We start from the raw sequence: 24,489 nt of genomic DNA on the forward strand, positions 1-24,489 counted from the left end.
CTCCTCGGGCGGAAACTGGACGAATCCACCCCGGAAGGATCGTCCCCATGGCTACTCCGCTCAATTTGTCCGTGGCCGATTCGGCGCTGCTGACAAAATCGCTTCCGTTGGGCCTCCTGCGGACGGCAGTCCAGTCCGAGGCCGCCCACGACGGAATCACTCCGGAGCTGCTCGCGGAACTGAGGATGCTGGCCCGGACTCCGGGTCTCCTGGTGGCCTGCAACTACGGTGGAACCCTCTGCGCCGCGGAAGGGGTATCCACTGAGACGCTCCCTTTGGGGAGTGCCGCCGTCGCGCTCCGGGCGCTGGCGGCGCTGCCGAGTACGCACACGGCCGTCATCTCCGGCAGGTCGTTGCGGGACCTTGCCGCGGTGTCACGGCTTCCTGCGGAAGTCCACCTGGTCGGTTCGCACGGTGCTGAGTTCGACATGACCTACGCGTACAGCATCTCGATGGCTACAGAGGCCGTCCTTCAGCAAGCGGCCACGGCCCTCAACGAATCCATCGGTTTCGAAAAGGGCGTAAGCATCGAGCGTAAGCCCGTGGCCGTAGCCATTCATACGAGGCCGGCCACGCCTGCCGTCGTTGCCCGGGTGACTCGAGAGGCGCATCAGATCGCCCGTGAATTGGGCTTGTTTTTCATTGTGGACGGATCCGTGCTGGACCTGTCCATAGTGGAGCCCTCCAAAGACGCCGCGCTGGAGCATCTGCGTACACAGTTGGGGGCCAGCGCGGCCCTGTTTGCCGGCGACGCGGAGAGCGATGAGCTCGCGATCGCCACCTTGCGGGGCCCGGATCTTGGCTTGCACGTTGGAGATGGAGAAACCAAGGCGCGCTACCGCTTGCCGGATCCGGAATCCTTCGCCAAAGTGCTCGCCATTTTGTTCGAACTGCGCCGTGCGTGGCTGTTCGGCGAGGACGCGGTGGGGCTGGAACGGCATTCGATGATCGGCAACGGGACCTCGACGGCGCTGCTCACCCCGGAAGCCAAGATCTGCTGGATGAGCCATCCCCTCCCGGATTCAGGCTCGTTGTTTGCCCACATCCTTGGTGGAGACCCCGCCGGCCATTTCAGCGTGGAACCGGTCAAGACGTCGAAGGTGCTGGGCCAGCGCTATGTGGACAACACCATGATCGTGGAGACGCGCTGGGCCGACGTCACAGTCACTGACTACCTTGAGCCCGCACCGGACGGCATCACCAGCCTGGTCCGTGTCCTGTCCGGAACCGGCAGCGCACGGATTGTTTTCGCACCGCGGCCGGACTACGCCAACGCCCCGTTCAACATGGAAATCCGGGGCGAAGAGTTGCACGTGGTGGGCACCTCGGATCCCATCATCCTCTTCGCTCCCGGAGTGTCTTTCACGGTCACGAGCGACGGCAAGCACGGCACCGCCACCGCGGAAGTCAGCCTCGCGTACGGTCCCGTAGTCATGAACCTGAGGTGCGGAGACACTGAGCCGACGACGCCGGACCCCGCCGGAGAACTCGCCCGGCGGGCCGCCGTCGCGCACCAATCGCGGCAATGGGTCCGTGGGCTGGAACTGCCCGACATGAAACCGTCGTTGGTGCGCCGCTCGGCACTGGTCCTCAAGGCGCTCGTGCACGAGCCGACCGGGGCTGTCCTCGCGGCACCAACCACGTCGCTGCCGGAAGGGATCGGCGGCACCCGCAACTGGGACTACCGCTACTGCTGGCTCCGCGACGGTTCCATGACGGTCAACGCGCTCGTGGATCTGGGTTCCACCGAAGAGGCAGACGGGTTCCTGCGTTGGCTGGGCCGCATCCTCGAGAACGCGCCCGGTCCGGAATGGCTGCACCCCCTGTACTCGGTGACCGGCTCCCCGTTGTCCACGGAGGCCATTATCGAGAGCCTGCCCGGTTACGCCGGCTCGCGGCCCGTGCGGATCGGGAACGCCGCCGACCACCAGGTGCAGCTGGACGTCTTCGGGCCGATCGCCGAACTCATCCAGACCCTGAGTAAGCGCCGCGGCACCTTGCCGGACGAGCACTGGAAACTCATGGAGCAGATGGCCTCGGCCGTACTGGCCCGCTGGCACGAACCCGACCATGGCATCTGGGAAGCCCGGCGCGCGCCTCGGCACCACATCTATACCAAGGTGATGTGCTGGGTGACGCTGGACCGGGCGATGCACACGGCGGTCCGGTTCCGGCGCCCCATCGGGGCCGAGTGGGAGGAAACGGCCAACACCATCCGCGCCGAGGTCCTCCGCGAGGGCTGGGATGATTCCGCGAGCTCCTACACCGTGGCCTACGACAGCCCGGACTTGGACGCTGCCGTGTTGCACATCGGACTCTCGGGCCTGCTGGATGTCCGCGACCAGCGCTTCCTGGACACCGTCACCGCCGTCGAGCGGGAACTTCGGGTGGGTCCCACCGTGTTCCGGTACAGGTACGACGACGGCTTGCCGGGTTTGGAAGGCGGGTTCCACATCTGCACCACCTGGCTGATTGAGGCGTATCTGGCCGTGGGCCGGCTGGACGACGCGCTGGAGTTGTTCAACCAGCTCGTGGCGCTCTTCGGTCCGACCGGACTGCTTCCGGAGGAATTCGACCCCGGCACGGAGACCCACTTGGGAAACCACCCGCAGGCGTATTCGCATTTGGGCTTCATTCGCTGCGCGCAGCTCCTGGACAGCTACCTGGACTCGGTGGACGAAGAGTAGGAATTATCTAGGTAAGCAGCAGGGCCACTGCGATCATTGCCGGGACGGCCACCACCGTGGTGATCAGGACCGTATCCTTGGCCACGGTGATTCCCGTGTTGTAGCGGCTCGCGGCCACGAACACGTTCTGGGCAGTGGGCAGGGCCGCCGTGACCACCACGGCGAACAAGGCATGCGCTTCCAGGCCCAGCGCGAAGCGGGCGAACAGGTACGCCATCGTGGGGTGGACAAAGAGCTTGAAGCCACTGGCCAGGAGCGCGTCCGTCCTGCGGCCTGTGTCCTTTTGCAGGGGCCTGGAGCCGTTCAGGCTCATCCCGAACGCCATGAGCATTGCGGGAATGGCGGCTCCGCCGATCAAATGGATCGGATCCATGATGAGCGAAGGCACTTGCCAGCCCGTTCCAGCCACCACCAAACCGAGGGCCGACCCCACGATCATCGGGTTCCGCACGATCATCAGGACGAACCGCAGGGGAGTGGTGCGGTGGGCGCTGGTGCTGGCATCGAGGGCCATCAGGTACATGGGCGTGAAGAACGCGAGCTGGAAGATCAGCAGCGGTGCCACATAGCTTGCATCGCCCAGGACGAACACCGCGATGGGGATGCCGAGGTTCGCGGAGTTGGCCAAGGAAGCGCTCATGGAGGACATGAGCGATTCGGGCAGGGAACGTTTGAGCCAGAACTTCACGACGATGAAGAACAAGCTGCCTGTCACGACGGCGCCCACCGCCGTGACCAGGAGCGGAGCGGCAAAGATGTCGCGAAGATGGGCCTTGCCAAGGGTTTCAAAGAGGAGCGCCGGGCTTGCGACGAAGAAGGTCAGGCCGCTCAGGACCGAACGCGCATTGTCCCCCAGGATCCCGCGCTTGCCGACGAACATGCCCACCAGAATGATGGCCCACACCACGAAGAACCCGGAAAGGACGCCCAGCACTACGGCATCCGGAGGGGGACGGGCGCGGGGCGGCGTGGGTTCACAGTCCCAGCCTAAATCAGCTTTATTCGGCTGTAAGGCTCGACGGCGGCATGTTCCGCCATGTGGACCGCGGAGAAGGGGTGCCCGGAAGGACGGGGAGTCTAGTTCAGCTGGGCGTTGTTGAGGGCATGCGGCGGCCGCATGATGCCCGGAGTGATGCCTTCGGCGGGATCGCTGCCGAGCTGGACGATCTTGTTGGCCCTGTCCACATGGACAACCTTGGGCTGGTAGGCCTTGGCCTCTTCGGTGGTCATCTCCGCATAGGTGATGAGGATGACGACGTCGCCCACGTGCACGAGGTGCGCGGCGGCACCGTTGATGCCAATGACTCCGGAGCCTCGCTCGCCGGCAATGGTGTAAGTCTCAAGGCGTGCGCCATTAGTCACGTCAACGATGGAGACGAGCTCGCCGGGGAGAATATCCGCGGCATCCAGCAGATCCAGGTCGACCGTCACTGAACCTACATAGTGCAGATCGGCATGGGTCACCGTGGCGCGGTGGATCTTGGACTTAAACATTGTGCGGTTCATAACGTGACAAGTTTAGCGCGTGGCCGCTCGATCGCCGGGTGATGCATGACACAGGCTATGCCTTGGCGCTGGCCTTCCCTGCCTGCCGCCTCTTCAAGGAGCCGTAGCCAGCGAGCAGTTTGGGGACAACCAGGTAGACGGCAGTAGGAACCACTACGAGAGTCAGGACGAGGGCGCGCAGTGCGGGGTGCCATGACTCCGTGAGTGGGGCGAGGATCGTCATGCCGATTGCCACGAGGGGGAAGATGGCCAGCCACGTGATCACTGCACGGATGTGTACAGAGGGTACGTGCAGGGAGGGGGCGTGCACAGAGTGCGCGGAAGGCACGGAAACCGGCGCAACCGCGGCGTTGTCCGCAGGTGCGGCAAGGGGGATTCGGGTGCTCATGACATTCTCCAACTAATTGGTTGCTTTCTGCGTGAGTTCAGACTAGACCGCGCTGACAAAAACTGCAACTACTTGGTTGGAATCTGTTAAGATCAGGAAATGGCATGGGATACCGAGCGGACCAAGCGACTCCTCCTTGAGGCGGCGACTGCCGAGTTTTGCCAATTCGGACTCGCCGGGGCCAGGGTGGACCGCATCGCCGCCGCGGCCGGAGTCAACAAGGAGCGGATCTATCAGTACTTCGGCAAGAAGGACCTTCTTTTCGACGCCGTGATCGCGTCCCAGCTCAGCAAGGTGGTGGACGAAGTGCGCATCGAGGGCGCTGGTCCCGAAGCTTTGGCCGACTACGCCGGACGCCTGTTCGACCATCACCACCAGGACGCCACCCTTCCGAGGCTGCTGTTTTGGGAAGGTCTGGAGCGGGGCGAATACGTGGTGAACCGCCCGGACAGGGCCGCGAATTGCAGCAACAAGGTTGACAGCGTTATCCGAGCCATGCCGGGGACGTCCAGGGAAGACGCGGCCGATTTGATGCTCACCATCATCGCGCTGTGTGACGCTTGGCCCGTACTGCCTGAGCTGGATGGCCTCATGGCCGGCAGCAAGGGGTCAAGCAGGGCGGAGCGCCGCCGCGAGGCGATCGTCCGGACCGTCCTCCTGGCCGCGCAGGCGCTAGCTACGCCTGCTTATTGAGTGTTCTGCCGATGATTGCCTGCGTCAGTGCGTCCACTACCTCGGCGTTCGCCAACGGGTTGCGGATCAAGGTGAAGTCGACGTCGCCCACGGGCGGGAGGTCGAAGCGCTTGGTGATCACCGTGAGGTCCTCGGGAACCAGCGACGACGGCATCACGGCGACGCCGATGCCTGCCCGCACCGCCGCTAAGACGCCGGCAATCTGCTTGGTAGAGCAGGTGACCCGCCAGGTCCGGCCCATGGCCTCCAAAGCGTCGATGGCCAGTTTCCGGCTGACGCTCGGGGCTGGATAGCAGATCAGCGGCACAGGGCTGGCAGGGTCCAGCACCGTCTGCTCGACGCCCACCCACGCAAACTTGTCATGCCGGACAACAGTGCCGTCCTTCGCCTCGCCCACCCACTTCACGAAGACAAGATCCAACTGGCCCGCGTTGACGCGTTTGTAGAGTTGGTCGCTCTGGCTGACGGTGAGTTCAAGGTTGATCTGGGGGTACAGCTGCCGGAACTCGCGCAGGATCCTAGGCAAGCCCGTAATGGCGAGATCGTCGGCGGTTCCGAATCGCAAGCGGCCGCGCATCGCGGAGCCGGAAAAGTACCTTGCGGCGGAATCGTGCGCGGAGAGGATGTTGCGGGCAAAGCCTGCCATGGCGTCGCCATTGTCCGTGAGCCGGACATCCCGGGTGTCGCGGGCTACGAGCGCCCGTTTGGCCGCCATCTCCAGCTTTCTTACGTGTTGGCTGACCGTGGGCTGGGCCAGGCCGAGGCGCTCGGCCGCCTTCGTGAAACTCAAAGTCTCGGCCACGGCCAGGAAGGACCGCAGCTGCACGGGTTCGAACACGGGACTCCTTGAATAGCTACGTTCACCGCCGCTCGCGTCGGTGTATTGCACTTCGCAATGCTAGTTATACAGCCAATTCACTTCCATAATCACCGCGGCCAACCCTAGCGTTAAAGGCATCCCAGCGAAACGCCTATCCAAGGACTACTTTTGGCACCCCCACCGCCCTCAGCGGCAAACGTCAGCCAACCCGCCATCGATTCCCTCGCCGCAAGCAGCCGAATTCCGCTCGCTGCCGACCCTGACACGGTCACCCAGCCAATCGCCGTCGTCAGCGAACGGCTGCCCTGGCGGCACACCTTCATTTCCCTCAAAGTACCCAACTTCCGGATTTTCGCCATGGGCCACTTCGTGGCCGTCATCGCACTCTGGATGCAGAGGATTGCCCAGGACTGGTTGGTACTCCAGCTCTCCGGCTCCGTCACCGCCGTCGGAATAACCGTGGCATTGCAGTTCACGCCGTCGCTGTTCCTGGGCCCCTGGGGTGGCATGATGGCGGACCGCTTCCCCAAGCGACGCATCCTCATCCTGTGCCAAAGCGTCGCGGCCTCCCTGGCGGCCATCCTTGCCGTCTTGGCGCTGAGCCAGCACATCGAGGTGTGGCACGTTTACGTGATCGCGTTTGTCCTAGGCCTCGTGACCGTCCTGGACCAGCCCGCCCGGCAGGTCTTCGTCAACGAACTCGTGGGACCGAAATACCTGCGCAACGCCATCAGCGTCAACTCCACCACGTTCCAGCTGGGCGGTCTGATTGGCCCCGCCCTGGCCGGCGTGCTGCTCACCGCGGTCGGAGCGGGCTGGGCCTTCGCGGCGAACGCGGTGGCCTGCTGCTCCACTGTCACCATGCTCTTGATGCTGCGCAAGAATGAACTTTATGTCAGCACGCCTGTGCCAAAACGCAAGGGAATGCTTGCAGAGGGACTGCGTTACGCCCTCAGCAAGCCCACCATTTACTGGCCGTGGCTCATGGCCGGTTTCATAGCGGTCTTCGCGATGAGCCTGCCTGTGCTCCTCGCCGCCTTCGCGGACCATATCTACCATGCCGGTGCCGGCGGCTACGGCTTGCTCAACGCCATGGTTGCCCTTGGAGCGCTTGCCGGAGCAATCACTTCGGCCCGCCGCCGCCAATTGCGCCTGCGCTCGGTGGTGCTGTGCGCCGGGATGTACGGCTTGATGCTGTGCCTGGCCGCGTTGGCGCCATCCATGGTGTGGCTCTCCGCTGCCATGGTCCTCTCCGGATTCTGGTGCCTCATGTTCCTGACCGCCGCAAACCAACTGGTCCAGGTCAGTGCCAACATGAGCATCCGCGGCCGCGTCATGAGCCTCTACATCATGGTGCTCATCGGCGGCCAAGCCATCGGTGGACCCATGATCGGCTGGCTTGCCGAGCACCTGAACCCGCACGCAGCGCTGTTGGTGTCGGGCGGGGTGCCGGCGCTCGCAGCGGCGACAGTCGCCGTCGTGCTCGCCCGGAAGTCTGAATTGCGGCTTAAAGTGAACGTCCGGGACCGACGCCGGATGGTGCGGATCGTCCCGCAGTCGGCGTAGTGCCGAACACGGCCAGCCGGGCGCCCACAAGGCGCCCGGCTGGCCGTGTTCTTAGGCTTCGAGGCGACTACGCCGCAAGGTGCGGATAGTCCGCTGAGCGGCCTTGGAACTGGAGCACGTCCGGGTTGCGGATGATGCCGTCCCGGATCTCGATGGCTCGCGAGATCGTTTCGCTGGCGTCCCAGGCCTCGGGGCCAGAAATGACAGTCTCGAGGAACGGCAGGAGCGCTTCGCTGATCTCCCAGCTGGACGAATTCCACAGGTAGGACGGGCTGTGGTCCACGGCGTAGTAGTTGATGTGCTCGCCCACCGTGAACATGGGCTCGGCGAACGTCGTGGTCCGCGCCCAACTGAAGCCCATGCCTTCGTCGCAGGAGACGTCGACAATCAAGCTGCCCGGCTGGAACGCGTCCAGGTCCTCGGTCCGCAGGTACGTCAGCGGCGAGTTCGGGTCCTGCAGCGTGCAGTTGACCACGATGTCGCTCGCGGCAAGGAACGGCGCCAATGGCAGGCGGCCGCGATCGGTGATGACTTCGCTCAGGAAAGGGGCGTTCTGGTCGTGGTCGAACTGCACTATGCGCACCGAGTGGATGGGGGAACCCACCGCCGCAACGCCGCGGTTGGTCAGCACCTGGACGTCGTGTATGCCGTGGGCGTTCAGCGCGGTGACCGCACCACGCGCTGTGGCTCCGAAACCAATTACGACGGCGCTCAGCCGCCTCCCGTAGTCGCCCGTCGAGCCCGTCAGCGCAAGGGCGTGGATGACGGAACAGTAGCCTGCAAGCTCGTTGTTCTTATGGAAGACGTGAAGGCCGAAGCCGCCGTCGCTGGCCCAGTGGTTCATCGCTTCGAACGCGATCAGGGTCAGCTTCTTGTCGATGGCTAGCTGGGTGATGGCCCTGTCCTGGACGCAGTGCGGCCAGCCCCAGAGAACCTGACCGTCGCGGAGGTCGGCGAGGTCTTCCGGCTGCGGTTTGGGCAGGAGGATGACATCCGAATCCGCGATCAGTTCTTCGCGGCGTGCCATCCCACCGACCAGAGGCTCAAGTTGGCTGTCCGAAAAGCCGAAGCGCTCGCCGTAGCCGCGCTCCAGCCGGATGTGTTGCCGGAGTTCCGGAGCAATGCGCTCCAAATGCAGAGGATGGACGGGTAGCCGACGCTCGTCCGGCTTCCGCGATGACGACAGGATGCCAAGTGTCATGGCGCCTATATGGCCGCTCACTTTTTGTTGCCGGTTGCCGGCTTGGCCACCGTGGTTGCGGAGGACTCTGAGGCCCTCTTATCCGCGCGCTTTTCTTTGATGGATTTGCCGGATTTTTTCGATGCAGCTTGGCGAGGTGATTTGTCAGCCATGATCGCTCCCTAGAGCAGAGCCGAAATGGCTCCTAGCTCCCGACGATACACCCAGGGGGTGGGGCGCCTTGTATCCGGGCGGAGATGGAGCGGGCGACGGGAATCGAACCCGCGTATCGAGCTTGGGAAGCTAGCGCTCTACCATTGAGCTACGCCCGCATTGGGACTAGCCAACAAGCTGGTCAATAATCCCTGCGAAAACAACGAGATTTACATTACCCTAGTCGGAAGCCTTCTCTGAACAGCCACAGGCGGTTGCTACTCGTGTCGACTCACGTCGATCGCAGCCCGGAACCGCTCTTGCGGCGGCATTTCAGATCGTTAAGCACAAACAGCCCACCACCAGGGCAGGCTGTTCTAGGGCTTCTTGATTGTCAATTTGTCCCTTTTCCGCTATCAGAGAAATGCAACCTTCGTGGCCGTTTCAGTCGCGCGCGCCCGATCGCGATGAATCGGTGTGGTTGGTGAACCTAATTGTCGGAGGTCCCTGCGACGATGAGCGCGTAATCATCCATCTATGCAGAAAGTCATCATGAGCAACCCCAAACAGGCATGTCGTGAAGCGTGAAGATGGACGGCTGTGGTGGATTCGGGCGCGAAGCGTCCAGTACGGTCACCGATACGCAGAATGATGCGATTAACCGCGCCAAGACCGTTGTGGGCGGCGGTGAGGTCGGCGGCCACGGCAAGATTCGCGCGGCAGGCACCGTGAAAGCCGGGGAGCGATCCGCGCACTACTGAGGGATAAGCCGCTCGCTCGGACGGGGTCGATGGACACCGAGCCATCGTCCAATCTCGCATCGGTCCGTAAGAACTAACAGGGATCGGTGCGGGGTCACAAGGTGCGATGCATGCAGCCCGCTATACTACTATGCAGAGATGGGAGCGAAATGCTGCGCACGGCATCGCATCTACACAGGGAGGAAACCGCCATGGAGAATGTCCACAACGTGGCGGCTGCGATCCTAAAAGAGCTAGGCGTGATGGACGCCATGAAATTTGAAAAGCTCTTGTATTACGCACAAGCATGGAAGCTAGCTATCAGCAATGAGCCGTTGTTTGCTTCAGAAGTGCAGGCATGGAAGTACGGACCTGTGATCCCTGAGGTTTATTTTCACCACGCAGGTACGACCAAAGTCGGGGACTGGGACAACGGTGATCCCGAAAAAATCTCACCAACGTCGCGCCGACTGGTGAGCATGGTTTGTTCCGAGTACGGGCACTTGAGTTCATCTCAGCTCTCGAAAAGGACCCACGAGGAATCGCCTTGGCTGGACGCTCGGGGTGATCTTCCCGAGGACGCACCCAGCAAAGAGCCGATCACGCAGGAAGCCATGGGGCGTTATTACCGTAGATTCGGTTCCCTTGCTGGGCAGGATGCAGTTGGCATGGCATACAGCGGCATTCTTACTTCCGAGATGGACGAGGGACCAGACCTGAAAGGGGTGTCGGCGCCCGCAAGTACCGCCGTTTACGGCTACGGCCAACGCGGACTGACTCCCGATCAGCTTGCTCTCGTACGGGCATCGCGTCGCCCCCGGACGAGGGTGTGACGGGCAGCCTGTGGCAGGCGCGCCCTCCACGTGCTCTCGTAGTTTTTGATGTCAATATCTACCTTGACGTTGCGCGCATTCTTGGTCCGGCCGCCACATGGGACGCATTTCTGGAGTTGGCGGTGAAGCACGCCAACGAGCCACTTCCCCATCGCCGGGACGCTGCTCTAGACAGTTTGCGGGCGCTGGCGATCAGCAAGTCCGGAAAATACGAACCCGGTGTGAAGCTCGAAATCTGGTTCGGACAGCATCTTGACGACACAACCTACTTCAAGCTGATTCAAGATGCGGGTGCGGCGGATCGTGTAGAAGACTGCGGCTTTGGCTGGGCTGCCAAGGACGCCGACGACTTCATGGAACTATTAGTCGATCCCTTTTGGTGCGAGGATGATAACTTCGTGTCCGGCGACCCGATAGGGTACGAAACACCACCGCTGGACCACGAAGATGGTTGTGTCTATGCGATTGCCCGCGATGCAGGAAGCGAAAATTACTCCTACGAACGCTTCTGCGTGACTCGTGATGTCGACTTCAGGAACGCTGCACTAAAAGGTGATATCGAAGTGATGCACCCACATGAGTGGGTCGCTCACGTTCGCGGAAAAATCTCTAACGGCAACCCCATGTCTAGGATGATTCCGAAACGAGTGGACGCGCCTTCCGTCGCATAGGTACAAGGACGCATCAATATCATTGAAGATGTCGTCACATGAAGTACGTCGTCTCGATTTCTAGGCAAGCCTCTTGAAGGCGTGGGCTTTTATCTGTCTGCCGTAGGCTGACCATGGATGGGGCTGCGCCGCCAGGAAAGATTTGAAGAGATGTTCGGCTATTCCGTGGTATTCGTATACGCCACCGGAACGGAACCAGACTGTTAGTGTCAAAGCAACTGGCGAATACTGCACCGCGGCGACATTGGATGATTGAACAGATATCGGCTGCATGGTTCATTGGAACACGTGGGACATCTTTGGCAGTGGAGTGACACCGAGATATCCCCGATGCTAGCGCCTTGCGACTGCACCGGACGTAAACCACTGGACCAATGTTGCTGCGGTGATGACAGCGACCTCTGCTGCTTCCTGCGTGATCACCAAGCTGGGGTCGTGATGCCCGCCGTGTCGGTCAGCCTGTCCCGCCCAGAGCATCTTCATCATCGAAAGCAAAGTATCGCTGGGGGTGGCATGCTCATCTTCACGCGCCAAGGGCAGACCCCAGTCTCCCGTGTTTCTCATCTGCGAGTTGATCTTGCCCAGTGTGGCAGTTGTGTCGTTGGGGCTGACAACTGGGGTTGCTGCGTCTTCGACGGCTTTGACGGCGAGTGAGTATGCCAGAGACGGGTTGGGGCTGACCCCGAATGCAGACTCCCAAGCGCGCGCCAACCTGACGCCTGCGTGACCGGAGTTTCCAATCGTGTGTTCCACGCTTCTCTGAACGCCCTCCGGAACGCGTTGTACCAAACCGAGTCTGCCCGCCGTGCGTATGCCCACCGCCCACTTTGACCCAGAGCTTCTTAGCAACGCTTCCAATCGTCCGACATCATCGTGCAAGTCTTCCAGCAGGGCGGCAATGGCCGCGGCACCACCCAATTTCTCAATGTCAGCCTTCGACAACAGAAAATCTGTGAGAACCAGGGATTGGCTCTTGTACCGGAAATGCGAGAGTACTGCCTTTGCCAGATCGGACACTTCCAGACCCTTTGGCTGCCGGATGCTTACGCGGAGTTCACGCTCGATCTTTTGGAACCTCCGCAACGCGCCGGTCTCCCCGCTCTCGTCATCCAGAACGGATTCAAGGATTTCAAGCAGCCATGACTCAAGGGACTTCTCCATCCACGCAGGAACACCATCATGGAGGGCGTCGTAAGTCGTCCTGTCTTCAGGATCGAACCCGAGGGGTCGCCAAATCTCGTCAGTCACGTATGCAGTCTGCCAGAAAGCACGGACCCCCACCATCAAAGATTCAGCACGGATCAAGTTACTTGACGGTGCTGGGTCGCACTAAGCGGGGATGCCGGTACGGCGGGGATGGCGAGATTCGCACCGACGACACACGGAAGCCGGCGAACGATCCGAGCAATAGTGAGGTTGTCCGGGAATACAAAGAATGCCAGCTAAGGCGTCACCGTTAGCTGGCATTCTTTGTAGGTGGTGCGTGGTGGTTTAGAAGTGCGGGAGCGACAACAAGTTGTCGTTCCAAACTCCGTCGGCGTACGTCCGCAGATACGGGTCGTGTCCTTCTTGGCGGATAACAGCCACCGTTGCCCGTGCGGTGCCAGAGGAGACGTATGCCACCGCGCCGGGTTTATCGAGCCACTCGACCATGCCCTTCTTGGCAGTGCTGTTTACCTCGCCGGTGTCATCGCTGCGCCACTTGTAGTCGGTGATGTGCTGGTGAGTTGGTGCGATTCCAGACAGCCGAATATGGGTAATCTGAATAGCCATTTGTGAAGCTCCCCTAACCTCGGGCGATGCGCCGGAATCTCGTTTCCGGCGTCAAGAGACCGCCTTTGAACACTCTGCCCTAGATCACCGACATTGTTTGTTGCCGAAGGTCGAGAACGAGGTCGGACAACGGGTCCGCCAACGATGAAGTCACTATAAAATCGTGCGTGCGTTCGCTGGCCAGGATGAGCAAGATCGTTCGCCCCAGTGCTACCACAAGTGTAGCGGGATCAAGCCCTGCCCCTTTTAGGCACGGGCGCAATCTGCGCCGAGCCCGCGGATCTAGTGGAACTGGAGTATCGCAATGGCAGTAGCGACTATGGTGGCGATGCCAACGCTGACGGCACCGATGCGCTTCCCCACTGACCAAAAGGGCGTTTCAGGGGTCTTCGGAGCAAGTGACAACGAGGCATCTCCGCTGCCTGAGGACGCGACGGCATGAATATTCACATTGCGTGCAGCGCCGTGAAACACGACGTTGAGGGCGTTGCGTGCTTGTTCCTGCGAGGGAACTTCAGTGCCTGCCGGTGTGGCAGCTCGAAGTTCACCGATCAGCCCGCCAAACGTGTGCGTATCTGGTCAACCATTCCAGCGATTCGGACGGTACTGACACTCCAGTAGATACGGTCGATTCGTTGCGGAACTGTTGACTGTGACTCCATGTATAGCGCCAGCTCTCTACTTCCGGGAACCGCGAGCCTGACATCGAGTGTGTGTTCCTGCCGCGCCATCGCGTCCAGTTCGCCCACGCCTTGCGTGAAATGGACTTCTTCTTGAATCTTGCTTCGGGCAAAATCCGGCAGTTCTGATGGCGAAATGCTCTGGCGGGATATTTGTGCGAACTGCGATGTGCCGTCCAGCAGAATCGGTGCGGCAATGACTCTGTAAGAGGGAAGTTCATCGTCTGGTCCGTAGCCGCTAAGCTCTTTGGTTGCCCAGGCCCGCAACTCTGCTGAACCAGCTTTGCCCCCAAGAATCACGATCATGCGAAGCAGATCAGCAACCGGCTGGTTCGAAATCAAGCCCTCTTCAATATCGGTAATGAGCCCGCGCGGCGCTCGGTTGCCCTGCTGATCAGTTGCCATCTGCCCTCCACTGAAGTCCGCCGATGTGATTCTGCCATTTGAAGTCTAGGCACAGAACGGGACCCTCTTCGAGGGCGCTTCGCCAGTGCTGGCATCTGATTTCGTGGACGAGCGTTCCCAAAAGGGCGATACCGCGTTTCGGGGGCACTTTGCCTGCCGCGGGTTCTAGGGCGGTGGGGATTATTGCCCAGTCCCGCCCGCATTGCTCCGCACATCAGCCGGAGCAGATCCCAGCTTAGCGCAGATGGCGCGGTGTTCCAGACACAGACTCACCGGTATCACGGTCTTATCAATTTCCCTGCGGAGCTCGTAAAGATTCGGTTAAGGCTCGACGTGGGTGTGTCGTGCCGCGCCGCGCCTGACTATTCTGTAGCAGTTAGCTGCTGTGTCATGGGGAACCCGGCTATGTCCAAGAGCCGTACGCCGAAAGAGGATTCCGTGGCATTTGCAGAGCATGAAGTACTCATCGGTCGCGACGCCATGACCGTCTACCAATTCCTGGTGGACGGCCTGAACAATCCCTTGTGGCGCAGCGGAATCAGGAGCATTTCCCTCCGTTCCGGACATGCCGGCGAAAAGGGCGCGGTCTACCAGCAGACTTTGGCAGGGCCGGGCGGACGGCCGATCGCGGCTGACTTCCAAATCACTGAAGCCAGGCCAGGCGCTGAAGTGCGTTTCGCCGTCGTCGCCGGTCCTGCGCGGCCCACCGGCGGCTATTACCTCAGCACCGAGGGCCCCAATACCCGGCTGCGGTTCGCCCTGGAGTACCACCCCAAGGGCTTGCAGAAACTCATGAACAGCATGATCCAGAAGACCATGGAAGGTGAAGTGGTCCAGCTGGAGCAGCTCAAGTCGGTCATCGAGGAGCAGACCTCCGAGGCATGAGCGCTACTGCGCCAGCTTGAGTCCGCCCAAACCGCTTAGCGGAGTGCTCGGCGTCGTGAGGCGTCCGCCGGTCAGGTCCCAGTACTCGATCGTTCCGTTGCCCAGCAGGCCCGCGACGCCAGTGGAGTTAAGGCCCGTGGCACCTTTGAGTGAGCGCAACCCGGAGTAGTCCGTCCATCCGGTTCCCACCACCAGCCGTGCTTCTGACTTCGGCGTGGTGAGCCCCGAACCGCGGTAGAGGCGCAGGTTCCCGTTTGCCTCCACGGCCAGCAGGTCCTGGAAGCCGTCGGCGTCATAGTCCACCATGCTCAGGCGGATTGCACTGACGCCCGAGCCCACTTGTGTACGTCCGACCAGGGCGGTGAGCCCCAGGTTCCGGTACAGGTAGAGCGCGCCGGTGGAATCGGTGGCGAGGATCTGCGGGAGCCTGTTGTTCCCGCACCAGGTGCCCACGGCCATCGTCAGAGATTGCCAGCCCGATCCACCCAACGTCACCGGCGCCTTGAATCCCCCGCCCACCAGGCCGGGGTAGAGCAGGAGCCTGCCGTCCAGCATTTGGACGAGGACGTCGATCACGCCGTCACGGTCCCAATCCGTGGTCATGACTTCCTTCGCCCCGGTGAAACCGGACCCGACCGTCCGGGCCGCACCGAACGTACCGTTGCCGAGGGCCGGGTAGTCCCTCAGGTTGCCGGAGGGGTCGACGGCGACGAGGTCACCGGCGCTGCGGATGGCTGCCGCACTGAGGTCAAGCGTGGGCGGTTGGTGCTTCGCGATAGGGTCGCAGACGCTCGGGGGCGGAAGCTGGGGCGGGGCTGTGCCCGCGCCAGGGCTGTTGACGGTGCCGGCGGGGAGCGTCGTATAGCCAAAGAGATTGACCACGCCCCACATCGTGTAGCTATTGGGGGTGGTCTGGTAGTTGCCGTCCGTGAAGGTGATTCCGACGCCAATTACGTTGAAACGGGGATCACGCAGCAGCGCATCGTGGGCGGGTGAGCTTTTCCACCATTCGACAAGCTGGGCGGCATTCCGATCCCAGCGGACCGCGATGATCTCGCCCGCGCCGTTGTTGGGGTTCAGTGCCCTGGGATCGGTCCAGAAGTTAGGGCGGTGTTCGATCACCTGGCGGCTGGCGATGTTGTTGGACCAGTCCTGCGAAAGCGTGGACACCGTGGGGTTGTACTTCACCGGATTCAAGCCAAGCGAAGTCCTGTAGGCATTGATGGCGTTGAACACGGCCAAGACCTGGGCGGAATTGTCGTCGTTGACCAATGCATGCGGTGAAACCAGCGGGACAGCTGCGGGAGAGGACTTCGACTGGTCCGGAGCCGGATCCGCCTGCGGGACATCTCCTGCGCCGGGGAGCGGGTCCGGGCCGGATGCCGGCGGGATAGAGGGCACCGGGGGCGGTCCGTCCACCGCCCGGGGCGACGATCCGTTGCCGGGCTCGACGGCGGGGCTTGCCTGCGCGGGCGAGCTCGCCGCTTGGACGGTTGACCCGGTGCCCGCGCCCTCGGGGACAGCTGCAACGGGGGCCGCCGCGGCCCGGGCTGCGGTGGTGGGCGCGGTGGCCGGTGGTGACCCCGGCGCAGGTGCGGCCTGCGGAAGGCCGGATCCCGACGGCGGTGCGGACGCCGTCGTCGTGCTTTCAGTACCTGCGGTGGTGCTTGAGGTGGAAGGCGCGCCCGCTCCGGAGAGCAGAGCCGGGACGGTTAGCGGACCGGAGGCAGGGGCCATTACCGTCAGAAGGCAGGCCGCCAGTACGGCAACGGGCACCGCAATTCGTCTCAATGTTTCCCCAGATTCGCATTGTGCCACCGTTCCCATACACAACAGCGGTAACGGCAGTCTATGTGGTGCACTATAGTCCCATGCGCCACTCCGGCACCACGGGGTATGGGGCGCATATACGGTACTTTTGATCCTGTGCTGATCTCTGACCGCGACATACGTGCCGAAATCGACTCCCGACGTATCGTCCTGGAGCCCTACGACCCCGCGATGGTTCAGCCGTCTTCGGTGGATGTGAGGATTGACCGTTTCTTCCGGCTGTTCGACAACCACAAATACGCGCACATCGACCCCTCCGAGGAGCAGCCTGAGCTGACCCGCCTGGTTGAGGTCGAGGGCGACGAGCCCTTCATTCTGCACCCGGGCGAGTTCGTGCTCGGTTCAACGTATGAGACCGTGAGCCTGCCCGACGACGTCGCCGCACGACTTGAAGGAAAGTCTTCGCTGGGCCGCCTCGGATTGCTGACGCACTCTACGGCCGGCTTCATCGACCCCGGGTTCTCGGGCCATGTGACGTTGGAACTGTCCAATGTTGCCACGTTGCCCATCAAGCTGTGGCCTGGCATGAAGATCGGCCAACTGTGCTTCTTCCGTCTATCCTCTGCCGCCGAACATCCGTATGGTTCCGGCGGTTACGGCAACCGCTACCAAGGCCAGCGCGGCCCCACCGCGAGCCGCAGCCACTTGAACTTCCACCGGACGTCTGTTTAGCCCCTGCCTGCTTGGGTTTTCCAGGACGCTCGCTCACATATGTGGGCAATAGACGAGACGCTCGCTCAGATCATGTGAGCGAGCGTCGGCGGGAAACGCCCTAAAAGTGAGCGAGCGTCGGCGGCGGGGCCAACGGAGCTCACGCCTCGAAAGACGCAATCGGCTCGGATGCCTTCGGTTTGCGGGGGGACTTGCGGAAGGCCTTGACCGTCGGCTCCACGAAGCGGGCTGCGAGCGGTCCGATGATGGCCATGAGCAGCACATACGCGGTGGCGAGGGCGGCAAGCTCGCGCGGTACGACTCCCGACGCCACGGCCAGGCCTGCGATGACAATGGAGAATTCACCGCGGGCGATCAGGGCGGCTCCCGCGCGGAAACGGCCGGGAACGGCGATCCCCGCCCGCTTTGCCGCCCAGAATCCGGTCAGTACCTTGGTCACGGCTGTCGCGAGAGCAAGGAGCAGCGCCCAGCCCAGCACTGGGGGAATGGTTGACGGGTCGGTGTTGAGTCCGAAGGCCACGAAGAAGATCGCCGCGAAGAGATCCCGCAGAGGTTCAAGGATCCGCGTCGCGTTGTGGGCAGTTGCCCCCGAAATGGCAATTCCCAGCATGAACGCCCCCACCGCCGCGGAGACCTGGAGGGCGGACGCGATGCCAGCCACCAAGAGCGCGGCTCCGAGGAGATTGAGCAGGAAGACTTCGGAGTTTTCGCTGTGCACGGCCTGGGATACCCGGTGGCCGTGTTTGAGGGCCACCACCAGCACCAGGGTGACCACGGCCAACGCAATACCCACCGTCTGGAGCCCGCCCAGGAAGCCCACGCCAGCGAGGATCGCCGTCAGGATCGGAAGATAGATGGCCATGGTGAGGTCTTCGAACACCAGAATGGCCAGCACCACCGGCGTCTCACGGTTACCGATACGGCCGAGGTCCGTGATCACCTTCGCGGCGATGCCGGAGGAAGAAATATAGGTGACGCCACCCATGACGATCGCCCCCACAAGTCCCCAGCCAAGCCACACGGCGATGCCCGCACCCGGAAGGAAGTTCAACACCAGGTCCAGCACACCGGCTTGCCATGAGCGCCTCAGGCCGGTGACGAGTTCCGCCGCCGTATATTCCAAGCCGAGCATCAACAGGAGCAGAATGACGCCGATTTCGCCGGAAAGATGGGCGAACTCGTGCATACCATCCAGTTTGATCAGTCCACCCGCCCCGAACGCCAGTCCCCCCACCAGATAGAGCGGAATGGGGGACATGCCGATCCTGCCAGCCAAGCGCGCCAAGAGGCCGAGACAGAATACGACTGCGCCCAGCTCAATGAGGGTCAGGGCCAGGGGGTCCATGAACGTCAGCCGTTGCGCAGAATGGCAGCCGCAGAGTCAAGACCTTCCTGCGTACCGACAGCCACCAGCAGATCACCCGTGTGAAGGACGACGTCGGGAGCCGGTGAGGGAACCACTTCGCCTTCGCGCATGATCGCCACGATCGAGACACCACTGCGGGTGCGGATCTGGGCTTTGCCCATGGGCTGGTTGTTGAAAGGGGAGTCTGCGGTAATGGAGAACTGCCGCGTGACAATGCCGGGGATTTCCTTGTGGGCTTCGGCCAAACGCATGGCGATGTGCTGCCCGCCCAGGAGGTTGCCCAGGGCGGCGGCTTCGTCTGCGGTCAATGGAATGGATGCCTGGCAGGTATCGGGATCGTCCCACGTGGAGACGAAAAGCTCGGTCTCACCCTCCCGCATCTCGACAACACCGATCCGGCGTCCCGAGGCCGTGATGAAATCCTTGCGGACCCCGAGGCCTGGAAGTTCTGTCTCATCCACGTTCATAAGTCCACCCTAGCCCTCTTGAAGGGGCGGCGGAATGACGCCACTCGCAGCCGCCGCACAAAGCGGTCCGCGCCTTTCTAAGGGGTCAAAGCCAGGCCGCGCGCGGCGTCGTCGTAGTACTCGCGGTTCGCCAATCCGGCGGCGGCTGCCTCGTCCAGAACCACCACAGCGTCGGCATGCCATTGCAGGATCGAACCAGGGCACGACGCCGTCAGCGGGCCCTCGACGGCGGCAGCGACCGCGGCGGCCTTCGCGGCACCAGTGGCGATGAGCACCAGCCGGCGCGCATCCAGCACAGTCCCCAATCCCTGGGTGATGCAGTGAGTCGGGACGTCGGCGTCGTGGTCGAAGAACCGGGCGTTGTCCCGCCTCGTGCGGGCCGTCAACCGCTTCAGCCGCGTCCGGGAGGACAGGGAGGAACCGGGCTCATTGAAGCCCACATGGCCGTTGGCGCCGATGCCCAGGATCTGTACGTCGACGCCTCCAGCAGCTGCTATCGCGGCATCATACGCCGCAGCTCCGGCCTCGAGCTCGGCCTGCGTGGCGCCGGTGCCGTCAGGAACGTTCAGCCCCGCCAGCGGGAGTCCTATGACATCGCAGACCTCGCGGATCAGCACCTGGCGGTAGGACTGGACATGTCCAGCCGGAAGGCCCACGTATTCGTCCAAGGCGAATCCCTTCGCGGCCGAGAAATCCACGAGGCCCGCGGCCGCCGCAGCTGCGAGCTCCGCGTACAGTCCCAGCGGAGACGAACCGGTAGCCAGTCCCAGTACTGGTCCCCTGCCCGCAGGGAGTCCCCAGAGGACGGCGTGGGCGGCGGCCGAAGCAGCCGATTCCGGGGTGGTCGTGACGATGACTTCCATGGCAACTTTCTGTGGATGGGTTGGGCGCTAGCTAGCCAAGGTCAGGCTTTGACAGTGCCGTTCAGCAGCGCCGTCAGGGCCTGGGACACCGTAAGCGACGCACCATAGGTGACGATGTCCGCCCCGCCGCGCGGCCAGCCGCACTCGACGGCGATCACCGCGTGCCCCTCCGCCCTCAAGCGGGCAAAGACGGTCCACAGCGGGTGTTCGGCATCCAGGCCGCGCCCGACGACGGCGACCCGCGCGCCGTCGGGCACCTCGCCTTCGCGGACCACTGCCGAAGTCGCGGCGGCGGGGCCCCACGGCACGCGGCCGACGGCGAAATTGGACCCCGTTTCAACCTGCACGATCGCCACGGGTTCTTGCCGGGCGAGCCACCTTTCGGCAGCTTCGGACACTTCGAAGGCCTCGGCGATGCGCTCGCCGTCGAGCCCCTTCGCATTGGTAAGCACGCCGGAAAGCTGCGGCTCGCCAGGAAGTCCCAGCTGGCCCCTGATGGCAGCCTCCTGGATTTCCGCGGCGCCCGCAGCGGGGAAACGCGAGGACAGTGCTGCCGTTCGGGCAACCGCGTCCGCGAGGCGCTGCATGGGCAATCGCCCCTCTTCAACGGCATCGGCGATTGCGGTGATCGTCTGCTCGAAGAGGGACGGTCCAGTTTCCGAACCAAGGCACAGGAGGTCCGCCCCGGCAATCAGTGCCCGGACGGCTGCTTCCGGAACACCGGTCCCGGCGGACGCGCCGGTCATGTCCAGGGCATCCGTGATGATGACGCCGTCGAATCCCATGTCACGGCGCAGCAAGTCCTGAAGGATACGCGACGAAAAGGTCGCCGGGTGGTCCGGGTCCAGGGCTTCGACCAGGATGTGGCTGGTCATGACCGTGGCTCCGCGGGCCGCGACGAGCGCACGGAACGGTACCAGCTCGCGGGTATCCAACGTAGCGGCGTCGGCCGTGACACGGGGGAGCGCCAGGTGGGAGTCCGTGGTGGTGTCGCCGTGGCCCGGGAAGTGTTTGGCGCAGGAGGCCACACCGGCGTCTTCGAGGCCGCGGATCCAGGCAGCGGTATGCCGGGCGACCAGATCCGGTTCGGCTCCGAAGCTGCGGACGCCGATCACGGGATTGTCCGGGGCCGAATTGACGTCTGCATCGGGGGCGAGGTTCAAGTTGATGCCGAGGCCCGCGAGTTCGTGGCCGATCGCGCTGGCGCTGGCAGCGGTCAGTTCGACGTCGTCCAAACGGCCGAGCACAGCGTTTCCGGGCTGCGTCGATCCCGTGAGGTAGTGCAGCCTCGTGACGTCGCCGCCCTCTTCATCGACGGCGATGAGCGTGTTCGGGGAATGTGCCCGCAGCCCGGCGCATAGCTCGCGCAACTGGACGGGGGACGCCACGTTGGTGCCATAGAGGCACACAGCCGCCAGTCCGGCGTCGTACGCTTCAAGGATCCAGACAGGGACGGCGATGCCGGTGAATCCGGGCATGAGGGTTCCTGCCGCGAGGCGGCGGAGGTGGGCGCGGGCGGGCCCGGTGGCAAAGGACTGAGTAACGGGGGACTGAATCGTGTCCATGTCCGGCTCCTTCGAAGGGATGCTTGGCTGGCTAGTCAGGGCTGGAAGAGGCGCAGGCGCGGCACTTAAGCCACACCAAGCTGGTTCCAGAGGACCATCACGGCGGCTCCGCGCAGGACAATGTCCTGTGCATCTGCGGCGAGACGGACGGACACCGGTGAAGGGTCCTGGTGCAAGAGCCGCTCAAGCAGGGTCTGCTGGACGGCGTTGAGAAGGGAACCTTCCAAAAGCTCCCGTGGTCCGCTGAGGACCACTTCGCCCAAATCGAGGGCGCCAACCACGGGTGCGAGGGCGATGGCGAGCCGCTCGCCTGCTTCCCGGAGAACGACGTCGGCCGCGGCCTCCGGTTCGGAGCTCGCCGCTGCTTCGGCCAGGGCCCGTTCGAGGCTGGGGACGGACATCCAGGTTTCGAGGCAGCCTGTTTTGCCGCACTTGCACATGGCCCCGCCGTCGGTGCCGACCGTGACGTGGCCGATTTCGCCCGCCGCGGAGTGGGCGCCCCGGGCACGCCTGCCGCCCACTATGAGCCCTGAACCGACACCGCGGCCGATTTTCACGAGGACTTCGTCGTCACTGCCGCCGCCGAAGGTGTGGTCCGCATGGACTGCAGCGTCGGCGTCGTTGGAGACGAGGGTCGGCAAGCCAGTGCGTTCCTGGAGGAGATCGCGTAGGGCGACGTCCTTCCATCCGAAGTTGGGGGCCGTGGTGACCACGCCGTCCGCATTGACGATGCCTGGGGTCCCGACGCCGATCCCCAGCAGTGTGGCGGTGGCCCGTCCGACGGCCTCCGAAGCGAGTTCGAGGACCTGGTTGACGACGTCCAGGCCTGTCTCCTCGGAGAGGGAGCGTTCCACACGTTCGAGGATGTTGCCGTCAAGGTCCAGGACAGCGGCGCGCAGCACGGAGTTTTCGGCCAAATCCACGCCGATCACCTGAAGGCCTTGGCGATTGATATCCACCAGGATGGCCGGCTTGCCGGGGCGGACTTCATCAGAGTGCCCCAGCTCCACCACATGGCCGCGTTCCAGGAGGTCCGAGACGAGGTCGGATACTGTGACACGGGTCAGGCCCAGGGTCCGGGAGAGTTCCGCGCGGCTCATCGCCCCTGCCGAGTGGAGCGTCTGGCGCACCAAGGAGAGGTTGTGGGCGCGCCCGTCGGAAGGCAGGGTCGCTGCGCTTGTTCGATCGGTGCGCTGGCGGTCTCGAAGGGCTTCCATGTGAGTTAGTAAACTCTACTAACAATCAAAGATCAAGGGTTTTCGGCAGATTATGTGGAATCAAGGCGCCCATCTGTCAGCTCAGAGGAACAATGGCGATTTCCGTCTTGTTGGGCGACTTGACCGGCAGGATCACCAGCAGGCCGGCCAGGAGCACCACCATGATGCCCAGGATCCCCCAGCGTTGAGCCGCGCCCGGGGCAACCAGGGGCGTGGCCACGGTGATGCATAGGGTGAACAGAGCCGGCGCCAGGAAGCTCACCGCCCTGCCGGTGGTGGCGTAGAGCCCGAACAGTTCGCCGGATTCGCCGTCCGGCGCGAGCCTCGCGAGGTAAGCGCGGGAGGAAGCTTGCGCCGGTCCCACGAAGAGGCACAGGAACAGTCCGAATACCCAGAAAGTGGTGCTGCCTGCCCAATGGGACCCGAAGAACACGTAGTCGCCGTTTCCAAGCACCAGGATCACTGTCCCGGCGACCAGGAGTCCCATGAGGGAAATGACGATGACGGCCTTCGGCCCGATCCTGTCGTCCAGGAATCCGCCGATCATGGCTCCAACGGCTGCCACCACATTGCCGAAAATCGCGAAGAAGATGACTTGCTTGAGCTCGAATCCAAAAGTCCCGGCAGCAATGACCCCGCCAAAGGTGAAAACCGCCGCCAGGCCGTCGCGGAAGATGGCGCTCGCGAGCAGGAAGTAGATGGTGTGCGGGCTGGTTCGATAGATGGCCTTGATCCGGCGGACCAGCAAACCGTAGGAGGCCAGGAACCCGAGCCGGGATTCCGCCTTCTTGACGGAGAGCTCCGGCACCGCGAAGAGGACCGGTAGCGCGAAGATGAAGAACCAGAGTGCGGAGAAGACAGCCACGAGCCTGATATTAAGGCTGTCTTGGGTGGAGGCTCCGAACCACTCAAAAGACGGCTGGACGAAAAGCTGCAGCACCACGAGCAGCGCGACAATTCCGCCCAGGTATCCCATTCCCCAGCCGAAGCCACTCACTTTGCCGATATTGGCGGGCGTGGAGATCTGGGCCAGCATGGCGTTGTAATTGACCCCGGCGAACTCGAAAAACACATTGCCGAGCGCAATCAACGAGACGCCCAGAAGCAGGAACTCGGGCTTGGGGAAAACGAAGAAACACGAGCCTGTGAGGACGGCCACGAGCGCGGTGTTGACCCCGAGCCACAGTTTCCGGCGGCCACCGGAATCGGAGCGTTGACCCGTGACCGGTGCCAGCAGGGCAATCGCGACGCCGGCAATCGCCAACGCGGCACCCAACGCCGCCGATGCGGAGTCTTCCCCGCCAAAGGCCTTGGATGTCAGATAGACGGTAAACACGAAGGTGGTCATCACGGCGTTAAAGGCCGCGGAACCCCAATCCCAGGATGCCCAGGCAAGAATCTGGCCCTTGTTCGACAGGGCGGGCCCTGAAGCAAGCTCGGATGCCGGGTGCGGGGCCTCAGGCGCAGTTGCCATGTTCATGGTTGATAAACTACCTGCACCGAACCCAACGTTTGACCGCCTGCTCCAA

The 24,489-nt window shown here is 63.0% G+C and carries 26 protein-coding genes and 1 tRNA gene; 9 read left to right on the top strand and 18 right to left on the bottom strand.

Annotated elements, in window-relative coordinates:
- The first annotated feature begins 47 nt into the window (after positions 1-47).
- Positions 48-2,687, top strand: a complete 2,640-nt coding sequence (locus ACFVTG_RS09605) for a trehalase-like domain-containing protein (RefSeq protein ID WP_390279912.1) — start codon at positions 48-50, stop codon at positions 2,685-2,687.
- Between the two features lie 7 nt (positions 2,688-2,694).
- Here ACFVTG_RS09605 and ACFVTG_RS09610 read toward each other — a convergent pair whose 3' ends face one another.
- The 3 genes from ACFVTG_RS09610 to ACFVTG_RS09620 all read right to left on the bottom strand — a co-directional run bounded on the left by ACFVTG_RS09610 (position 2,695) and on the right by ACFVTG_RS09620 (position 4,581).
- On the bottom strand, positions 2,695-3,621 hold the full coding sequence (locus tag ACFVTG_RS09610; protein ID WP_390279914.1) for an AEC family transporter: 927 nt from the start codon (positions 3,619-3,621) through the stop codon (positions 2,695-2,697).
- 143 nt (positions 3,622-3,764) lie between these two features.
- Positions 3,765-4,193, bottom strand: a complete 429-nt coding sequence (gene panD, locus ACFVTG_RS09615) for an aspartate 1-decarboxylase (protein ID WP_172465683.1) — start codon at positions 4,191-4,193, stop codon at positions 3,765-3,767.
- Positions 4,194-4,248: 55 nt separating this feature from the next.
- Entirely contained in the window at positions 4,249-4,581 is a 333-nt protein-coding gene (locus ACFVTG_RS09620) for a hypothetical protein (RefSeq protein WP_284755246.1), read from the bottom strand.
- Positions 4,582-4,680: 99 nt separating this feature from the next.
- Between ACFVTG_RS09620 and ACFVTG_RS09625 the strand changes: the two genes are divergently transcribed.
- On the top strand, positions 4,681-5,274 hold the full coding sequence (locus ACFVTG_RS09625) for a TetR family transcriptional regulator (protein WP_284755245.1): 594 nt from the start codon (positions 4,681-4,683) through the stop codon (positions 5,272-5,274).
- Here ACFVTG_RS09625 and ACFVTG_RS09630 read toward each other — a convergent pair.
- Positions 5,258-6,112: a LysR substrate-binding domain-containing protein gene (locus ACFVTG_RS09630; protein ID WP_059389831.1), complete on the bottom strand. Its 855-nt coding sequence runs from the start codon at positions 6,110-6,112 to the stop codon at positions 5,258-5,260. The genes ACFVTG_RS09625 and ACFVTG_RS09630 overlap by 17 nt on opposite strands.
- 150 nt (positions 6,113-6,262) lie before the next feature.
- On the opposite strand from ACFVTG_RS09630, the gene ACFVTG_RS09635 reads away from it, so the two are divergent.
- A complete protein-coding gene (locus tag ACFVTG_RS09635) occupies positions 6,263-7,660 on the top strand; it encodes an MFS transporter (protein ID WP_390279917.1) in 1,398 nt (465 codons plus the stop codon).
- 67 nt (positions 7,661-7,727) lie between these two features.
- Here ACFVTG_RS09635 and ACFVTG_RS09640 read toward each other — a convergent pair whose 3' ends face one another.
- The 3 genes from ACFVTG_RS09640 to ACFVTG_RS09650 all read right to left on the bottom strand — a co-directional run bounded on the left by ACFVTG_RS09640 (position 7,728) and on the right by ACFVTG_RS09650 (position 9,172).
- A complete protein-coding gene (locus tag ACFVTG_RS09640) occupies positions 7,728-8,861 on the bottom strand; it encodes a N(5)-(carboxyethyl)ornithine synthase (RefSeq protein ID WP_390279919.1) in 1,134 nt (377 codons plus the stop codon).
- Between the two features lie 17 nt (positions 8,862-8,878).
- Positions 8,879-9,013: a hypothetical protein gene (locus ACFVTG_RS09645; protein ID WP_264637052.1), complete on the bottom strand. Its 135-nt coding sequence runs from the start codon at positions 9,011-9,013 to the stop codon at positions 8,879-8,881.
- 85 nt (positions 9,014-9,098) lie between these two features.
- Positions 9,099-9,172, bottom strand: a tRNA-Gly gene (locus tag ACFVTG_RS09650).
- Positions 9,173-9,577: 405 nt separating this feature from the next.
- On the opposite strand from ACFVTG_RS09650, the gene ACFVTG_RS09655 reads away from it, so the two are divergent.
- The 3 genes from ACFVTG_RS09655 to ACFVTG_RS09665 all read left to right on the top strand — a co-directional run bounded on the left by ACFVTG_RS09655 (position 9,578) and on the right by ACFVTG_RS09665 (position 11,237).
- Positions 9,578-9,754, top strand: a complete 177-nt coding sequence (locus ACFVTG_RS09655) for a hypothetical protein (protein ID WP_390279921.1) — start codon at positions 9,578-9,580, stop codon at positions 9,752-9,754.
- A gap of 191 nt (positions 9,755-9,945) precedes the next feature.
- On the top strand, positions 9,946-10,566 hold the full coding sequence (locus tag ACFVTG_RS09660) for a Panacea domain-containing protein (protein ID WP_390279923.1): 621 nt from the start codon (positions 9,946-9,948) through the stop codon (positions 10,564-10,566).
- On the top strand, positions 10,563-11,237 hold the full coding sequence (locus ACFVTG_RS09665) for a hypothetical protein (RefSeq protein ID WP_390279925.1): 675 nt from the start codon (positions 10,563-10,565) through the stop codon (positions 11,235-11,237). The genes ACFVTG_RS09660 and ACFVTG_RS09665 overlap by 4 nt, the downstream gene beginning before the upstream one ends.
- Before the next feature lie 60 nt (positions 11,238-11,297).
- Here ACFVTG_RS09665 and ACFVTG_RS09670 read toward each other — a convergent pair whose 3' ends face one another.
- From ACFVTG_RS09670 to ACFVTG_RS09680, 3 genes are all read right to left on the bottom strand, one after another.
- Positions 11,298-11,510: a KTSC domain-containing protein gene (locus ACFVTG_RS09670; RefSeq protein WP_390279927.1), complete on the bottom strand. Its 213-nt coding sequence runs from the start codon at positions 11,508-11,510 to the stop codon at positions 11,298-11,300.
- A 60-nt stretch (positions 11,511-11,570) separates the two neighbouring features.
- Positions 11,571-12,485 carry a hypothetical protein gene (locus ACFVTG_RS09675; protein ID WP_390279929.1) on the bottom strand — a complete coding sequence of 305 codons (915 nt, stop codon included), beginning with the start codon at positions 12,483-12,485 and terminating at the stop codon, positions 11,571-11,573.
- Between the two features lie 243 nt (positions 12,486-12,728).
- Positions 12,729-13,010, bottom strand: coding sequence for a DUF3892 domain-containing protein (locus tag ACFVTG_RS09680; RefSeq protein ID WP_390279930.1), 282 nt, complete (start codon positions 13,008-13,010; stop codon positions 12,729-12,731).
- A gap of 304 nt (positions 13,011-13,314) precedes the next feature.
- Between ACFVTG_RS09680 and ACFVTG_RS09685 the strand changes: the two genes are divergently transcribed.
- Positions 13,315-13,452 carry a hypothetical protein gene (locus ACFVTG_RS09685; RefSeq protein WP_390279932.1) on the top strand — a complete coding sequence of 46 codons (138 nt, stop codon included), beginning with the start codon at positions 13,315-13,317 and terminating at the stop codon, positions 13,450-13,452.
- Positions 13,453-13,561: 109 nt separating this feature from the next.
- On the opposite strand, the gene ACFVTG_RS09690 is transcribed toward ACFVTG_RS09685, so the two are convergent.
- Positions 13,562-14,095 (bottom strand): hypothetical protein, encoded by a 534-nt coding sequence (locus ACFVTG_RS09690; RefSeq protein ID WP_390279934.1) that lies wholly within the window; start codon positions 14,093-14,095, stop codon positions 13,562-13,564.
- Between the two features lie 438 nt (positions 14,096-14,533).
- Between ACFVTG_RS09690 and ACFVTG_RS09695 the strand changes: the two genes are divergently transcribed.
- Complete coding sequence (locus ACFVTG_RS09695; protein WP_390279936.1) at positions 14,534-14,980, top strand: SRPBCC family protein; 447 nt, start codon at positions 14,534-14,536, stop codon at positions 14,978-14,980.
- Between the two features lie 3 nt (positions 14,981-14,983).
- Here ACFVTG_RS09695 and ACFVTG_RS09700 read toward each other — a convergent pair whose 3' ends face one another.
- The gene (locus tag ACFVTG_RS09700; RefSeq protein ID WP_390279938.1) at positions 14,984-16,756 is read right to left on the bottom strand and encodes a CAP domain-containing protein; all 1,773 of its coding nucleotides are present in this window, start codon (positions 16,754-16,756) and stop codon (positions 14,984-14,986) included.
- A 150-nt stretch (positions 16,757-16,906) separates the two neighbouring features.
- Here ACFVTG_RS09700 and dcd point away from each other — a divergent pair, with 150 nt between their 5' ends.
- Positions 16,907-17,482, top strand: a complete 576-nt coding sequence (gene dcd / locus ACFVTG_RS09705; RefSeq protein WP_078107361.1) for a dCTP deaminase — start codon at positions 16,907-16,909, stop codon at positions 17,480-17,482.
- A gap of 139 nt (positions 17,483-17,621) precedes the next feature.
- On the opposite strand, the gene ACFVTG_RS09710 is transcribed toward dcd, so the two are convergent.
- From ACFVTG_RS09710 to ACFVTG_RS09735, 6 genes are all read right to left on the bottom strand, one after another.
- Positions 17,622-18,827 (bottom strand): cation:proton antiporter, encoded by a 1,206-nt coding sequence (locus ACFVTG_RS09710; RefSeq protein ID WP_284755237.1) that lies wholly within the window; start codon positions 18,825-18,827, stop codon positions 17,622-17,624.
- A gap of 5 nt (positions 18,828-18,832) precedes the next feature.
- Positions 18,833-19,315, bottom strand: coding sequence for a cation:proton antiporter regulatory subunit (locus ACFVTG_RS09715; RefSeq protein WP_059389838.1), 483 nt, complete (start codon positions 19,313-19,315; stop codon positions 18,833-18,835).
- A gap of 77 nt (positions 19,316-19,392) precedes the next feature.
- Complete coding sequence (locus tag ACFVTG_RS09720) at positions 19,393-20,178, bottom strand: glucosamine-6-phosphate deaminase (RefSeq protein WP_390279940.1); 786 nt, start codon at positions 20,176-20,178, stop codon at positions 19,393-19,395.
- 41 nt (positions 20,179-20,219) lie between these two features.
- Positions 20,220-21,743, bottom strand: a complete 1,524-nt coding sequence (locus ACFVTG_RS09725; RefSeq protein WP_390279942.1) for a glycoside hydrolase family 3 protein — start codon at positions 21,741-21,743, stop codon at positions 20,220-20,222.
- Between the two features lie 65 nt (positions 21,744-21,808).
- Complete coding sequence (locus ACFVTG_RS09730; protein ID WP_390279944.1) at positions 21,809-22,960, bottom strand: ROK family protein; 1,152 nt, start codon at positions 22,958-22,960, stop codon at positions 21,809-21,811.
- 76 nt (positions 22,961-23,036) lie between these two features.
- Positions 23,037-24,440: an MFS transporter gene (locus tag ACFVTG_RS09735; protein ID WP_284755233.1), complete on the bottom strand. Its 1,404-nt coding sequence runs from the start codon at positions 24,438-24,440 to the stop codon at positions 23,037-23,039.
- Positions 24,441-24,489: the final 49 nt, after the last annotated feature.

The organism is Arthrobacter sp. NPDC058127 (genome assembly GCF_042884555.1).
Lineage (GTDB): Bacteria > Actinomycetota > Actinomycetes > Actinomycetales > Micrococcaceae > Arthrobacter.

Bases quoted from the DNA above. Each gene is read 5' to 3' on its own strand.
- ACFVTG_RS09605 (WP_390279912.1), top strand. From the start codon at position 48: ATGGCTACTCCGCTCAATTTGTCCGTGGCCGATTCGGCGCTGCTGACA.
- panD (WP_172465683.1), bottom strand. From the start codon at position 4,193: ATGAACCGCACAATGTTTAAGTCCAAGATCCACCGCGCCACGGTGACC.
- ACFVTG_RS09620 (WP_284755246.1), bottom strand. From the start codon at position 4,581: ATGAGCACCCGAATCCCCCTTGCCGCACCTGCGGACAACGCCGCGGTT.
- ACFVTG_RS09625 (WP_284755245.1), top strand. From the start codon at position 4,681: ATGGCATGGGATACCGAGCGGACCAAGCGACTCCTCCTTGAGGCGGCG.
- ACFVTG_RS09640 (WP_390279919.1), bottom strand. From the start codon at position 8,861: ATGACACTTGGCATCCTGTCGTCATCGCGGAAGCCGGACGAGCGTCGG.
- ACFVTG_RS09645 (WP_264637052.1), bottom strand. From the start codon at position 9,013: ATGGCTGACAAATCACCTCGCCAAGCTGCATCGAAAAAATCCGGCAAA.
- ACFVTG_RS09660 (WP_390279923.1), top strand. From the start codon at position 9,946: ATGGAGAATGTCCACAACGTGGCGGCTGCGATCCTAAAAGAGCTAGGC.
- ACFVTG_RS09670 (WP_390279927.1), bottom strand. From the start codon at position 11,510: ATGCAGCCGATATCTGTTCAATCATCCAATGTCGCCGCGGTGCAGTAT.
- ACFVTG_RS09680 (WP_390279930.1), bottom strand. From the start codon at position 13,010: ATGGCTATTCAGATTACCCATATTCGGCTGTCTGGAATCGCACCAACT.
- ACFVTG_RS09685 (WP_390279932.1), top strand. From the start codon at position 13,315: ATGGCAGTAGCGACTATGGTGGCGATGCCAACGCTGACGGCACCGATG.
- ACFVTG_RS09690 (WP_390279934.1), bottom strand. From the start codon at position 14,095: ATGGCAACTGATCAGCAGGGCAACCGAGCGCCGCGCGGGCTCATTACC.
- ACFVTG_RS09710 (WP_284755237.1), bottom strand. From the start codon at position 18,827: ATGGACCCCCTGGCCCTGACCCTCATTGAGCTGGGCGCAGTCGTATTC.
- ACFVTG_RS09715 (WP_059389838.1), bottom strand. From the start codon at position 19,315: ATGAACGTGGATGAGACAGAACTTCCAGGCCTCGGGGTCCGCAAGGAT.
- ACFVTG_RS09720 (WP_390279940.1), bottom strand. From the start codon at position 20,178: ATGGAAGTCATCGTCACGACCACCCCGGAATCGGCTGCTTCGGCCGCC.
- ACFVTG_RS09725 (WP_390279942.1), bottom strand. From the start codon at position 21,743: ATGGACACGATTCAGTCCCCCGTTACTCAGTCCTTTGCCACCGGGCCC.
- ACFVTG_RS09730 (WP_390279944.1), bottom strand. From the start codon at position 22,960: ATGGAAGCCCTTCGAGACCGCCAGCGCACCGATCGAACAAGCGCAGCG.
- ACFVTG_RS09735 (WP_284755233.1), bottom strand. From the start codon at position 24,440: ATGAACATGGCAACTGCGCCTGAGGCCCCGCACCCGGCATCCGAGCTT.